The 12,827-nt window shown below is 69.3% G+C and carries 16 protein-coding genes and 2 pseudogenes; 9 read left to right on the top strand and 9 right to left on the bottom strand.

Annotation, left to right across the window (positions count from 1 at the left end; translation table 11 throughout):
• The 3 genes from AMK11_RS17065 to AMK11_RS17055 form a co-directional block, all read left to right on the top strand.
• A partial coding sequence (locus AMK11_RS17065) for a sigma factor-like helix-turn-helix DNA-binding protein (protein WP_241847011.1) occupies positions 1-126 on the top strand: 126 nt, incomplete at its 5' end.
• Between the two features lie 155 nt (positions 127-281).
• Positions 282-731, top strand: coding sequence for an ATP-binding protein (locus AMK11_RS17060; RefSeq protein ID WP_079187485.1), 450 nt, complete (start codon positions 282-284; stop codon positions 729-731).
• A 96-nt stretch (positions 732-827) separates the two neighbouring features.
• On the top strand, positions 828-1,124 hold the full coding sequence (locus AMK11_RS17055) for an STAS domain-containing protein (protein WP_073727880.1): 297 nt from the start codon (positions 828-830) through the stop codon (positions 1,122-1,124).
• 371 nt (positions 1,125-1,495) lie between these two features.
• Here AMK11_RS17055 and AMK11_RS17050 read toward each other — a convergent pair whose 3' ends face one another.
• Together AMK11_RS17050 and AMK11_RS38570 are read right to left on the bottom strand one after the other, a co-directional pair.
• Positions 1,496-1,738 carry a DUF5133 domain-containing protein gene (locus AMK11_RS17050; protein ID WP_073728001.1) on the bottom strand — a complete coding sequence of 81 codons (243 nt, stop codon included), beginning with the start codon at positions 1,736-1,738 and terminating at the stop codon, positions 1,496-1,498.
• 186 nt (positions 1,739-1,924) lie between these two features.
• Positions 1,925-2,215, bottom strand: a complete 291-nt coding sequence (locus tag AMK11_RS38570) for an STAS domain-containing protein (RefSeq protein WP_274535672.1) — start codon at positions 2,213-2,215, stop codon at positions 1,925-1,927.
• Positions 2,216-2,416: 201 nt separating this feature from the next.
• Here AMK11_RS38570 and AMK11_RS17040 point away from each other — a divergent pair, with 201 nt between their 5' ends.
• Together AMK11_RS17040 and AMK11_RS17035 are read left to right on the top strand one after the other, a co-directional pair.
• Entirely contained in the window at positions 2,417-2,755 is a 339-nt protein-coding gene (locus AMK11_RS17040; protein WP_073727997.1) for a helix-turn-helix transcriptional regulator, read from the top strand.
• A 128-nt stretch (positions 2,756-2,883) separates the two neighbouring features.
• Complete coding sequence (locus tag AMK11_RS17035) at positions 2,884-3,444, top strand: DUF6328 family protein (protein ID WP_073727878.1); 561 nt, start codon at positions 2,884-2,886, stop codon at positions 3,442-3,444.
• A 118-nt stretch (positions 3,445-3,562) separates the two neighbouring features.
• On the opposite strand, the pseudogene lanA reads toward AMK11_RS17035, so the two are convergent.
• Positions 3,563-3,655 (bottom strand): annotated as a pseudogene (lanA, locus tag AMK11_RS38980) (SCO0268 family class II lanthipeptide); the annotation flags it as partial.
• A gap of 50 nt (positions 3,656-3,705) precedes the next feature.
• Between lanA and AMK11_RS17025 the strand changes: the two are divergent.
• A complete protein-coding gene (locus tag AMK11_RS17025) occupies positions 3,706-4,488 on the top strand; it encodes a lantibiotic dehydratase (protein WP_073727876.1) in 783 nt (260 codons plus the stop codon).
• A 408-nt stretch (positions 4,489-4,896) separates the two neighbouring features.
• On the opposite strand, the gene AMK11_RS17015 is transcribed toward AMK11_RS17025, so the two are convergent.
• Entirely contained in the window at positions 4,897-5,169 is a 273-nt protein-coding gene (locus AMK11_RS17015) for a DUF4190 domain-containing protein (protein WP_073727874.1), read from the bottom strand.
• A gap of 208 nt (positions 5,170-5,377) precedes the next feature.
• Positions 5,378-6,041, bottom strand: a pseudogene (locus AMK11_RS36890) (IS5 family transposase).
• Between the two features lie 119 nt (positions 6,042-6,160).
• Here AMK11_RS36890 and AMK11_RS17000 point away from each other — a divergent pair.
• Complete coding sequence (locus AMK11_RS17000) at positions 6,161-6,331, top strand: hydrophobic protein (protein WP_073727872.1); 171 nt, start codon at positions 6,161-6,163, stop codon at positions 6,329-6,331.
• Between the two features lie 133 nt (positions 6,332-6,464).
• Here the strand turns inward: AMK11_RS17000 and AMK11_RS39120 are convergent, their stop codons facing one another.
• From AMK11_RS39120 to AMK11_RS38555, 4 genes are all read right to left on the bottom strand, one after another.
• Positions 6,465-6,917, bottom strand: coding sequence for a 2'-5' RNA ligase family protein (locus AMK11_RS39120; RefSeq protein WP_338012649.1), 453 nt, complete (start codon positions 6,915-6,917; stop codon positions 6,465-6,467).
• Between the two features lie 528 nt (positions 6,918-7,445).
• The gene (locus AMK11_RS16990; protein ID WP_241846999.1) at positions 7,446-7,829 is read right to left on the bottom strand and encodes a peptide deformylase; all 384 of its coding nucleotides are present in this window, start codon (positions 7,827-7,829) and stop codon (positions 7,446-7,448) included.
• A gap of 191 nt (positions 7,830-8,020) precedes the next feature.
• A complete protein-coding gene (locus AMK11_RS38560) occupies positions 8,021-8,275 on the bottom strand; it encodes a hypothetical protein (RefSeq protein WP_241846998.1) in 255 nt (84 codons plus the stop codon).
• Between the two features lie 96 nt (positions 8,276-8,371).
• A complete protein-coding gene (locus AMK11_RS38555) occupies positions 8,372-8,563 on the bottom strand; it encodes a helix-turn-helix domain-containing protein (RefSeq protein ID WP_241847010.1) in 192 nt (63 codons plus the stop codon).
• A gap of 308 nt (positions 8,564-8,871) precedes the next feature.
• Here AMK11_RS38555 and AMK11_RS16980 point away from each other — a divergent pair, with 308 nt between their 5' ends.
• Complete coding sequence (locus AMK11_RS16980; RefSeq protein WP_241846997.1) at positions 8,872-9,225, top strand: trypco2 family protein; 354 nt, start codon at positions 8,872-8,874, stop codon at positions 9,223-9,225.
• Positions 9,191-12,616, top strand: a complete 3,426-nt coding sequence (locus AMK11_RS38975; protein WP_079187483.1) for a tetratricopeptide repeat protein — start codon at positions 9,191-9,193, stop codon at positions 12,614-12,616. Before AMK11_RS16980 ends, AMK11_RS38975 begins: the two co-directional genes overlap by 35 nt.
• Positions 12,617-12,827 lie beyond the last annotated feature (211 nt).

The following is a 12,827-nucleotide window of genomic DNA, read 5'->3' as shown; positions in this document are numbered from 1 at the left end:
CGGTTCGTCGAGGAACTGACCCAGAAGGACATCGGCGAACGCCTGGGCGTCTCCCAGATGCACGTGTCCCGGCTCATCTCGCGCCTGCTGGCCCGCCTGCGCAAAGGCATGCTCAGCACGGCCTGAGGCCCGGACCCGGACCTCAGGCCGCCGCTTCCTCACCGGTCGACGGGTACGGTGACCGACGGAAAACGGAACTGTCGTAGGGACACAGAAGATGTTCTCATCGCGCGGGAGGCGCCGGCGCGCGTGCATGGCTCGGGAGTAATGTGGCGGTTGGCATGGGTGAGACCGGACTGGACGGTTCGTCGGTACAGCGGACACCGGTCGGTGCGGATCCGCGGACGGCCTCGGTGAGGTATCGGCGGGAGGCGCTGCGCATCGCCGACGCCCGTCACTTCGCGACCGAATACCTCGCCCGCTCACAGCGGGGCCGGCGGTCGCCGCTTCCGGAGAGCGCGTCGGAGGCGGTCCACCTGGTGGTGAGCGAGCTGATCACGAACTCGGTCAAGTACGGGGCCGATCCCATCGAACTCACCCTGAGCCTTGCGGATGACACGGTGACCGTCACCGTGCGGGACGGTGACACCACTCTGCCGGCTCCCAAGCCCGCCGATCCCGCCCGGGTGGGTCAGCATGGTCTGGAGATCGTGGCGGCGCTGAGCCAGGCCGTCGACGTCCGGCGCGAGCCGTCCGGCAAGCGCATCACCGCGCGCATCGCCCTCGATTGACCCGGCGGTCACTGTCCCAAGGAAGGGATGGCCGCCTCGGTGTCGGGGTGGAACGTGAAGACCTGGTCGAGGCCCACGACGGAGAAGACCCGCATCATGACCACGCTCCTGGCCCTGACGCCCGGTCGACGGCCCGACGCTGTCACTCAGCTGACAGCCGTCGGTGAGATCGACATGAGCAACACGGACGCGCTCGCCAGGGCGATCGAGACAACGGACGGTCCGCTCGTCATCGATTTGACCGAGGTCGAGTACCTCGACAGCGCCGGTCTGAGCGTCCTCTTCCGCCACATCCATCGGATCCAGCTCATCGCCACTCCGCTCCCGGCGCCCGTGCTGGAGGTTTCGGGCCTGGCCGACCTCACCACCGTGCACGACCCGGGTGAGGCCTGACCGCACGTCTCGGTCCGGGCTGCTCCGGTCGACTGCCGGGTGACGTGTCCGGGCGAACGCTCACGCGTTCCGTCGACCCGATCGGCGACCGCCACGCGGGCGTCGTGCTCCGGTGAGGTGCTCGGACCGGCTGCGCGCCTCTTCGGTGACGACCTGATCACCAGGACCCCAGTCGGGCGCGAGGAAGAGGTTCCGCCACTGCGGCGCCGGGACGTCGGCGGCCGGCCCACCCATCGTCTCATCCCGCTGCCGAAGCCGTATGTCGCTCATATCTGACTTTCACTTCCTCACGTGCTCGAGTCCGCCGCCGCTCCGTCGACGCATCCAGATGCTTCACGGTTCCCGGCCCGCATCGCCGTGGACCGATCGGTTCACGCGGCCAGGGCCTCGGCCCCCATGGGGGTGACGGTGCGCTCGGCGAACTGTTCGAGAAGCCTGTCCGCCGTGGACAGAGCCTGTTCGACGGTACGGGCTCCAGTCATCACGCACAGTGTGTACGTGACGTCTTCGAGGAGCCTGCTCGTGCAGCCGCTGGGACGTACGTCGTGGTCGATGCGCGCCTGAGCGAACCGAGCCAGCACGGCGCGCAGCTCCTTCTGCGCCGGCAGAATCATGGACACCTTCCCTCTCCCTTCAGTCCCCCTCTCGACGCGGTTGACCGCGTCGAGAGGAAGGGACAGTCTCCACCACGCCTGACAGTCACGGTCCGCAGCTGGGGGCCATGCAGAACGTCGAATGCCCGCGATCATCAGCTCCAAGCCACACGACTTACGTTCAGCCGGAGCCCGGCACACGGTGCCCTAGGCGACAGCGGCCTCGTCCACCGTCGCCCGTACCTTCAAGAGGCCGTCGACACCTGTCAGTTGCAAGAGGCGCAGCACTTGCCGCGTCGGCGCGGCCACCCGGAAGTCGGTCGCCTGGTGCGTGAGAATCAGCAGGCTCAGCAGGGTGGAGTCGGCGAAAGTGATGCCGGACGCGTCCAGGACCACCTTCGGACTCTTCTCGGCCGCTTCTCTCAGTGCGTCGGCCAGCGGTTCGACCGAGTTCATGTCGTACGCGCCCCGGGCGCCGACGACCCAGGCGCCGTGCATCGCGTACTGCGCTGGCGTCGGTCGGTCCAGGGCCGGGGGCCGACTCCGGCCGGTGTGGCGCGAGCACCCTGCGACCGCTTCATCCCAAGACACCCTCGGGTCCCTCCTACGTCTCCCACGGGGACGGAACATGTCACCCCTAGCACGAAAAGGATGTCATGTATTGGCTGTCACGCAAAGACGGTCCCTAGAATGCTGTACATGGTTGAAGTGCCTGAATCTCACTCCGGATGGACGTTCGTCACCAACCACGCGCGTGTGCTGGCGGCCATCGCCGACAAACCGAACGTGCGGATCCGCGACATCGCCGTCCACTGCAGACTCACCGAGCGCGCCGTCCAGCGGATCATCTCGGACCTGGAACAGGACGGCTACCTTTCCCACACCCGCGACGGGCGCAGCAACATCTACCGTATCGAGCCGGACAGGGTTCTGCGCCACCCCGCGGAAGCGGGGCTGACCGTGGCCGCTCTGCTGTCCCTGCTCGTCCGGGACGAGACCGCCCACGGGCGGTCGGCCGACTCCAGCGCCGCCCGCTGACGGCGAATCAGGTCGTCGGAGTCGCGCACAGTCGCTCCGGCCCCTCAGAAGAATCGTCAGATGCCCGCTGCATGTGAACGGCGTCAACGGGCACATGCACGTTCCTGAACGGGAGGGGAGCGACGAACATGACGACTGAGCCGATCACCTGGTCGAAGGCGACTCCCAGCGGCTGCGACGCGTGCGGAGGACACGGCCCCGAGGCCCCGGACGAGGCTCCGGAGACGCCACGCGAGCGCGTCAACCGCCGGTGGAACGAGATCATGCAGGAGACGCGCGTCGCTCAGACGGGCGTCCAGATCCTCTTCGGCTTCCTGCTCAGTGTCGCCTTCACACCTCTCTTCCACGACCTGGGAACGTTCGAGCACGCCGTCTACGTCCTCACCGTGGTCTCGGGTGCCACGGCCACCGCCTGCCTGATCGCCCCGGTCTCCATCCACCGCTTCCTGTCGGGGCAGCGGATGAAGGACGAGATGGTGGAGGTGGCGCATCGCCTGATGCTGTGCGGCATGCTGCTGATGGCCATGACCATTGGGTGCACGCTCCTCCTGATCCTGCACGTGGTTGTACCGGGAATCCTGGCGAAACTGCTCGTCGGCGGTGTGATGGCCTGGTTCGCCCTGTCGTGGTACGCCCTTCCCCTGTGGCTCCGCCGCCGATCCGCCCGGCGCGCAGCCCGGGACGGGTGAACCTCGTCCCGGGACGTTCTACCGCGCCCCCACCAGCGAGCGCGGTTGCCCTCGGGCTGTGGCGGGGAAACCACCGGCCGCTGCCGGGGGCCCGGAGGCCTTGGCTGTCCTGACCGAACGACTCGGCCTGCTCCGGGAGACCGGAGAGGGGCAGACCCAGGTCGAGGTTGAGCTCGAGGGTTTCGTGGGACAGAACGATCTCGGTACGCATGCTTCTGGGATGCACGCACCACGCACTCACCTTCACTTCGCCGAGCAACTATGCGATCGGCACCCGCTGCCCCATCTGTCGCTGACGGACTGAGGGCCGTCGGGGCTCTCGCGGACGGGGCGGGCTCGGGTCCGCCCCGCTCTTCCGAACGACTGCGAGGAGCACACACTGGCGGCGGAGTCCGAGACCCAGCGATCATCCGCGGCATTCGAGGTACGGGAGCCCGTGCTCGTCCGCATCGCGAGCCGACCGCGGGGCGCTGCTCTGGCCACGGTCGACGCCGCCGAGCCGCTCCCGGGGCGCGACAGCTCGTCTCCGATCCCCTCCTCGGTCAGGCGGTCCGGGTCACCAGCGGCGCGCTGGCCCGCAGCCTGGCCGGGCTGACGAGTGGCGAAGGCGCGACCGCGCTGGGCCGCACGCGGACCCCGAAGGGCGGCGACCTGTGCACGGCGCCAGGAGGTCCCTCGACACTGGGCGGCGACTCCCGGCAGCGGCTCCTGGACGAGGTCCGCCGGCTCGACGTCCCCGGCACGGACAGCGACGCGCACGCCCGGCAGCCGCTCCACGTGGATCTGCGCATACCCTGCGAGTTCGTCGTACCGGAGGCGGCCGACCGGGAGGTGTGCCGGTATGCCACCGTGGTCTGGGCGATCATCCCGGAGTGGACGATGCCGGCGTACCTACGGGACTACCGGGAGCGCTTCGTCGAGCGCTACGGCACCGCCTGCGCCGTGACATTGGGCGAACTGGTCGATCCTCACCGCGCCCCCCAAGTGCGGCACGGGCACCATGTACACACGCGGCGGCCCCGGCGACGAGGCGGACGGCCCTAGGAGAGCGATCACCTCGCCATGATGGCGCATCCGGCGCCGGTCAACGTTGCTGAGGCCCGCCCTCTCGCCGTCAGCCACTGACGCGTGTCTTCGAGGCGGGCGCCCTGCCAACCGGCTGCTGCCTGGTGTTCGAGCCGGGGAGCAAGCCGTACGCGGAGTTCCGCACGGATGAGACCGCTCTCGGGCACTACCACGCGAACACGCTCGCTCTCGGGCGGGCGTTCACCCCGGCGGGCCGAGCCGCCCGGATGAACCACGCCTTCACCGACATGGGCAACGCCGAGGTCGGCGCCCTGGACGGCACACTCCACCCAGGGCGGGATCCCGGGAAGGTGCGGTCGAGGGCAGAGTGCGGACCGGCTCGGCGAGGTTCGGTCGAGGGACTTCCTGCCTGGAGCCGGGGACGAATCAGCCGAAGTGCCAGGTGAAGCTGCCGCCGTTACCGGCGGCGAGCGCGAACATGAGGATCATCAGAAGGATGTCGGCGATACCCAGACCGATGGCCCACTTCGCCATCGTGGAGCCGGTCCGCCGCAGCGACACGGCACCGAAGACGATCGCCAGCGGGCCGAGGATGATGGGCAGTATCAGCAGGCCGACGATCCCACACACCAGGCCGGCGATTGCCAGTCCGTTCGCCTTGCTCGGGTTCCGGGCGCCTGTTCTGCTGTAGCTCGACATGGTACCTCCAGAAGCGTCGCGTTCCTGTGTGTTGTTTTCCTGCGCTCTCCAACCGGTTGCCCGGCGCGGTCGAATTACACGTGCCGAGAGACATCAAGTCCTGGCTCGTGCCCGGTAGTAGTAGGTCCGCGGCGACCTCGTGGGACACCGCGCCTCGGGTTCACGCCCTGGACGGGGCAACCGAGCGGGGTGCCCGCAGCAAGAGGTCCTAACGAAGGCGTTGGACGTGGCGGTGGGTGATCAGGCAGACGGCGAGGCCGAGGAAGGCTTCGTGGATGTCGTCGCGTCTCTCCCAGCGGATGCGTAGGCGGCGGAAGCCGGGAGCCAGGCGATCGTGCGCTCGACGACGTAGCGGAAAATGCCCAGGCCAGTACCGTGCGGCTCGCCCCGTTTCGCGATCACGGGGCGGATGCCTGGCCGCCAGAGCAGGCGACGGTACTTGTCGTGGTCGTAGCCGCGGTCGGCCAGCAGTGCATCCGGGCGCCGACGGGGTCTGCCGACCCGGCCCGCGACGGCGGGAATCTTGTCGAGCAGGGGGCAACAGCCCTGCGTGCGGCCCGTACGTGGGAGGAGTCGATCACCGCCCGTTCCCAGTCCAGCTGGTTCTTCGACCGCAGCTCGTTCAGCAGCAGCTGGTGCAGCTGGTCCCAGACGCCGGCCTCGTTCCAGGCCGCAAGGCGCCGCCAGCAGGTCATGCCCGAGCCGAAGCCGAGCTCCTTGGGCAGGTACTCCCATTGGATGCCGGTGTGCAGGACGAACAGGATCCCGCACAGCGCCTGCCGGTCCGGCACCCGTGGTCTGCCCTGGACCTTCTTCGGACCCGGCTTCGGCAGCAACGGCTCGACCAGCGACCACAGTTCATCCGACACGATCCACGGCCGACTGACGGTTTCCCATACCCAGACGTACGGGCAGAGCGGCCGACAGCAATTGCAGTAGACCGCGTGCTCCAAATTTTGGCGGGCACGAGGAGCAGCGGAGGTAGATATACATGGTTCCCTTGCTTCTCGTTCTCCTGCTGGCCCTCATCCTCTTCGGCGCGGGCTTCGCACTGAAGGCACTGTGGTGGGTGGCGGTGATCGTGCTGGTGGTCTGGCTGCTGGGCTTCGTCATCCGTTCCGCCGAGAGCGGCGGCCGCAGGAGCCGCTGGTATCGCTGGTAGTACAAGCAGCACGAGCCGACGTTTGCCGCCAGTGGGCCCCGGACAGTTTGCGGGGCCCTCCGGCGTGCTCCGTACCAGAACACACCGTCCGCCTGCGCGGAGCCCTCGGATGCGCCCGGTGACGGCAGTTCGTTCAGAGGCGGGGTTCCAGCACTTCCAAGGCGCCGGTCACGGTGTCGTAGCTGCGCAGGGTGGTGAGTCGGGCGGACAGAGGCGGCGCCGGCAACAGGCCGGGGACGTGTCGGCCGGTGAACGCGCCTGCCCGCCGTGTCCGGCCGAGGGTGATGTGCGGGTTCCAGTCCCGAGGGCTGTGGAACGGGCTCAGCGTTCCTGGTGGACTGTCCGAGGCCACCGCTTCCCACACCCGTCGGTGCAGGTCCGCCAGAGCGGAGTCGAGCTCCAGGGACCAGGCCAGCACCGAGGTGGGCCCTGCGAAACGGACCGTGCCTGCGAACCGTAGGGGCAGTGGCAGGTAGGCGGCGGCCGGGCAGGGACACCGTGCTCGCCGGCGGGTCACGTCGCTCAGGGCACAGCCGCGACGCGACCAGCAGGCGGCGGCCCATTGTTCGGGGAAGGCGGACGTCATGCCCTGTGTCGACCCGTTCGTCTTGGCCGTCGTGTTGCACACGCTGGTGTGGAGGCCCGCCCGCCCCCGAGCCCGTCCCCGGCGAGGGGCCTGTCTGGCTGGCACGGCTGCGCACCGCCTGGGAGCACGAGGCCCTCGTCGGCGGAACTGAGCGGGACGGGCTGGCGCAGGTCGTCCGGACGGCGGAGCAGGCTCCGGACGATCCAGACGTTCAGGCCCAAGTGCTGGACCTGCGCGCCCAGGTGGAGACTGAGTGCGGCACGGCGAGGCCGGTACTGACCCGACACTCAGGCCGGGTGCCGACGCGACGGGCAAGCCCACTTCGGGCAGAACATCCGAAGTGCCGGTTCTGTCACCGTCCGCCTCCGCTCCTTGGGCAAGCGCGCGGCCGGGAGAACGCACCGGCGGTCCGCCGCAGCCATGCGTCCCGGGCGGCAGGGGCCCGCGCAATCCCTGGCCGCCGGTGCTACCTCACCCGACTTCCGGGTCCCCGCATCCCCGAGCGCGGGGGCCCGGCTCACCTCAGTTTCAACGTTCGTAGGGCCAGGCCCGTCCGGTCTGCCGGTACTCGGTCACGGAAATTGGCTGCATTCCAGGGCGCATCCGCGAGGTGTACAGGTGGCCGTTGAGGTGGTCGATCTCGTGCTGGACCAGACGGGCGAGGCCGCGTTCGTAATCGGTGGTCACCGTGGCCCCGTCGAGTGTCGTGGTCTCGACCGTGACCCGGAGGGGGCGGGGGACGAGGCCGCGCACCTCGACGTAGGACAGGCACCCCTCGTACTGCTCGTCGGTCTCCTGCGAGGCGGCTATGACTCGGGGACTGAGGAGTACGATCGCGCCCGCTTCCGGTTCGGCGGGCTGGACGACGGCAGCGGCCCGGCCGATGCCGATCTGCGGGGCCGCGATGCCCATCCCTTTGGCGAAGTATGGACTCCCGCGATGCGCTCCATGGAGGTGAACAGGCTCTCCACGGCTTGCTCGGCGGCCTCACGCTCGGCGGGGAGCGAGAAGGGTCGTGCCGGCTCGACAAGGACGGGGGCGCCTTCCTGGACTACGCCGAGGTTGCGCATCTGCTCGCTGGGCCGCACCTCGTCCACGTGGACTCAGGTTGATTCGCGTTGTGTTCGCACCGCTCGGAAGCGCCATTCAAGACGATAGCGGGCGTGCAGGATCGGATGGCCGGTCGACCACGTGAAGACGGTGGTGCCGTCCTCTTCGCGCCGGGTGGGTACCGAGTTCAGCGGGGACGCCTCGGAGGTCATCGACGTCACGGTGCCCCACACGGCCGGATCGAGTGCTGCGGGAAACGCCAGTTCGACTTCGAGGTGCCCCGTGGGAAGCCGGACCGCCCGCTGCAACCAGTGGCCCCATTTCTCCTCACCGACTGTGTAGGCATACTCGACCAGATCTCTTTGAAGGCGTCCCGGTCGTGCTTGGCCTGCCAGCGCATGGCCTCACCCCGGCAGACCGCGGTGAGGTAGTGGGCGTCGGAACCCTCGGGCTCGCCGAGGTGCCGGTCCACGCTGATGCGGATCAGGTAGCAGGTGCTCGTCGGCTCGCCCGGCGAAATCCTCGCTGGGCTTCGTGCGGCCGGATTCCATGTGGCTGACGTACAACGGATGGAAGCCCATCCTCTCCCCCAGCACCTTCTTCGACGTGCCGCGCACCTCGCGCCAGCGCGCGACCTCGGCTGCGAAGTGCTGGTGCGCCTGTTCACCTGCCGGGAACCGCTCCCGGCAGACCCGAACAGTGACCAACACCGCTTGGGCGCACGTGGAACTCGCGACATTGGAATACGCGAGCCCACCAGTACCGAGGGCCCAGTACTGACCGACCTGTCCCCTCTCGAGATATCGCTGGCCGCCCGCACACGCCGAGCAGGGAACCGTTTCTGATGGTTGGCACGTGGACAAAGAGCCGGGTACGCCCTTCTTCCAGCCGGGAGGGAGGGCGTGTGGTCGAGACGGAGGGGGACGAGATGAGCAGTGCGAGCGGAGCGGACGAGGAGTGGATGGACCTGGCGGACGCGGTCACCCTGCTGCGGGACCAGATCGCCGAGGCTCAGGACAGGATCGCCGCCCCGGCAGGGCCGGGCGACAAGGGGGTGTTGTTCACGCTGGGGGAGATCACGCTGGACCTCGGTCTGGAGCTGACCGGCACCAAGGGTGTCAACGGCGGTCTGCGCTGGAGCGTGATCAGCCTGGGAGGCAAGAAGGAGAGCGGCCGCAAGGCCACCCACACGGTGACCGTGAAACTGACCCCGCACCGTCCCGGTGGGGGCGACATCGACGTCAGCGACGCCGAGTAGCCCCGCCTCACCCGCATCACCGCACGGAGAACCGAAGACAGGGGGATTGTCCGTGGAGTTGGACCGCCGGGCCCAGATCCGGGTCAGCAAGGCCGGCACCGGGAGACGGGGGTTCGGCTCGGGCTATCTGATCGCGCCACGCCTGGTCCTGACTGCGGCTCACGTTCTGGAGGGGGCGGACCAGGCAGCGCGAGCCCCGGTGACGGTTTGCCTGCCCGACACCGGCGGGCGGGAGTTTTCGGCAACCGTGCGCTGGCAGCGCTCGGACAAGAAGGTGGATGCCGCCCTGGTCGAAGTCACCGACGGCCAGGACTGGCAGGTCCCCCAGTCCCTTGCGGACCTTCTGACCCGGCCGCCCCAACGCTACGGACTGCTCATCGGCACCCGCCCCCACCCGGTCACCGCAACCGGATTCCCCCGTCTGCAGAAGGGCTCCGAAGACGGCCGGCGCCTGGACGAGCAACTGACCGGCTCGATCGCCCCGGGCACCGGCGCCCTCGCCGGCCGCTATGAGATCACCAGCACCACCCCCACCCACGAAGGCCCTGCCGGCTCCGGCACCCGCTGGTCCGGCATGTCCGGAGCCGCCCTCCTGGCCGACGACGGCTACGGCGGGGACATGTTGTGCGGCGTCGTACGCCGCGACCGCCGCGCCGACACAGGCGGCAGCCGCCTGACCGCCACCACCGCCGCGAACCTCCTCGCCGACCCCAACTTCCGCACCCTCATCACCGAGCACACCGGCTGGGACCCCGTCCTCGAACCAGTCGAACCCGCCACCCTGCTCACCCCCGCCGCCGTCGACCGCACCTTCCGCTCACCCGCAGCGCTGCTGCGCGCGGACGCCCAAGCCGTCGCCTTCCACAGCCGCGATCGCGAACTGGACGACCTGCGCACCTGGTGCGAGAGCGGACCACCGGCCATCTCGGTACGAGTGCTGACCGGGCCCGGCGGACAGGGCAAGACCCGCCTGGCCCGCCACCTCACCGACACCCTCTCCTGGGCGGGCTGGGCCACCGGACATGTGCGCTCCGACCTCACCGACGATCCCGCCATCGACGGCACCCCACCCGACTTCACCACTCTCAACACCGCCCTGCCCCTCCTCCTGGTCCTCGACTACGCCGAGACCCGTCCCCGTCTGCTACGCCGCCTCATCACCCACCTGCACCGCTCCCGCCACCGCGTGCGCCTACTGCTGCTCGCCCGCTCCGACGGCCAATGGCGCACTGGCTCCTTCCAGGCCCTCCCCGACGTACGGGACCTGCTCGAAGAAGCCCCCGTCGTCGGACTCGGTCCGCTCACCCCTGCGGACGGACACGCGCAGGACCGGCACGACACCTTCCGGCAGGCCGCCGGCGACCTCGCCCGCCTGCTGCCCCAGGTACCCACCCTGCCCGCCCACGACTGGACAGCCCTGGCCGGCACACTCCGCCCCCCGGCCGACCTGCACAACCCCGGCTACGACAACGCGCTCACCCTGCAGATGACCGCCCTGGTCGCCCTCCTCCAGCACGGCCCCCGACCCGCCGACACACCTCCCGGCACCCCGCCGGAACGCACGCTGCTCAAACACGAGGAACGTTTCTGGGAAGCCAGCGCGACCACCCCCGCCTACAAACTCGCCCTGCCCGTCCCCACCCTGGGCGCCGCCGTCGCGACGGCGGCCCTGTGCGGGGCCGCAACCCGGGACGAGGCCCTGCGCGTCATCACCGCCCTGCCCGGCCTGCCCGAACATCAGCACACATCCGCCACAGCCTGGCTGGCCTCCCTGTACCCGGGTGGCCGAGACCGTTACTGGGGATCCCTGCAACCCGACCGCGTCGCTGAGTACCACGCCTCACGGACCATCGAAGAACACGGCAACCTGCTGCCTTCTCTCCTCATCGCGGGCACCCCCGCTCAGCAGGCTCAGACCGTCACCACCCTGGCCCGCGCAGCCATCGCCCACTACAACGGCGGTCGCACCACCGACAGCGAACACGTCCTGCACACTCTGGACACCGTTCTGGGCACCACCCCCCTCGACCACCAGGCCGTCCAGACCTCTGCGGCCGCGCTTCCCTACCCCTCTCGCATCACCGCGCCCCTCGCCCTGCGGCTCACCAGCCTCCTCGCCCAGGCCAACCAGCAACTGGCCCACGACAACCCTGCCGCCTTCGAGCCAGACCTCGCGCGCTCACTGTCCAACCTCGGCAGCCGGCTGGCGGAGGCGGGGCGCCGCGAGGAAGCCCTCACCACCACCGAAGAGGCGGTGGAGATCCGGCGCAGGCTCGCCGCCGACGATCCCGCCGCCTTCGAACCCGACCTCGCCGACTCGCTGTCCAACCTGGGCATCTGGCTGTCGGAGGTCGGGCGCCGCGAAGAGGCCCTCACAACTACCGAAGAGGCAGTGCAAATCTGCCGCAGGCTCGCCGCCGACGACCCCGCCACCTTCGAACCCAGGCTCGCCGACTCGCTGACCAACCTCGGCGGCCGACTGTCGGAGGTCGGGCGCCGCGAAGAGGCCCTCACAACTACCGAAGAGGCAGTGCAAATCTGCCGCAGGCTCGCCGCCGACGACCCCGCCACCTTCGAACCCAAACTTGCCGCCGTGCTGTCCAACCTCGGTGTGGACCTCTCGGCAGCGGGACGTCGCGAGGAAGCCCTCACCACCGCTGAAGAGGCAGTGAAAATCCGGCGCAGACTCGCCGCCGACAACCCCGCCGTCTACGAGCCAGACCTCGCGCGCTCGCTGTCCAACCTGGGCATCTGGCTGGCGGAGGCGGGGCGCCACGAGAAAGCCGTCACCACCGCTGAAGAGGCAGTGGAGACCTACCGCAGGCTCGCCGCCGACAACCCCGCCGCCTTCGAGCACAGCTTCGCTGCCGCGCTGTCCAATCTCGGCGTGCACCTGTCGGAGGCGGGGCGCCGCGAGGAAGCCCTCACCACCGCTGAAGAGGCAGTGCAGATTCGGCGCAGGCTCGCCGCCGACAACCCCGCCGCCTTCGAACCCAACCTGGCCGCCGCGCTGACCAACCTAGGTAAGCACCTGTCGGCAGCGGGGCGCCATGAGGAAGCCCTCACCACCGCTGAAGAGGCAGTGCAGATTCGGCGCAGGCTCGCCGCCGACAACCCCGCCGCCTTCGAACCCAACCTCGCCGACTCGCTTTCTGTCCTGGCCCTCACCCTGATGGCGGGCGGTGAGCTGCTCACGGCGCTAAGCGCGACACGGGAGGCCGAGGAACTGTATCGCCGCCATCTCGGCACACTGCCTTCAGTTTTCCCTCGACTCCACGGCGTGCTGGGGTCGCAGGCGCAGTTGCTGGACGGTCTCGGGCATCAGCAGGAGGCGGAGCAGGTGCGTCGCTGGCTCGAGGGAAATCCACTCCCGCCTGACTCTCATGACTGACCAGTTGCGAGGGTGCTGGCGTTGGGCACGGCGACCTTCGGCACCGAGTGGGGATGGGGCGCCGAGGGGTGCCTTCTTCACTGTGCAGAAGCTCGCTTCGCGAACGTCATCGGCATGGTGGACACCAGCGTCTATGCGGCCGGCAAGGCGGCGCTGCGCTCGATGCCCGCACCTGGGCCGGCGGGCGCTCCCCGCGCTTGCCGGTGTCCGG

Origin of the sequence: Streptomyces sp. CB02414 (assembly GCF_001905385.1) — a bacterium.
GTDB lineage: Bacteria > Actinomycetota > Actinomycetes > Streptomycetales > Streptomycetaceae > Streptomyces.
This window is presented reverse-complemented; position numbering and strand designations above follow the sequence as displayed.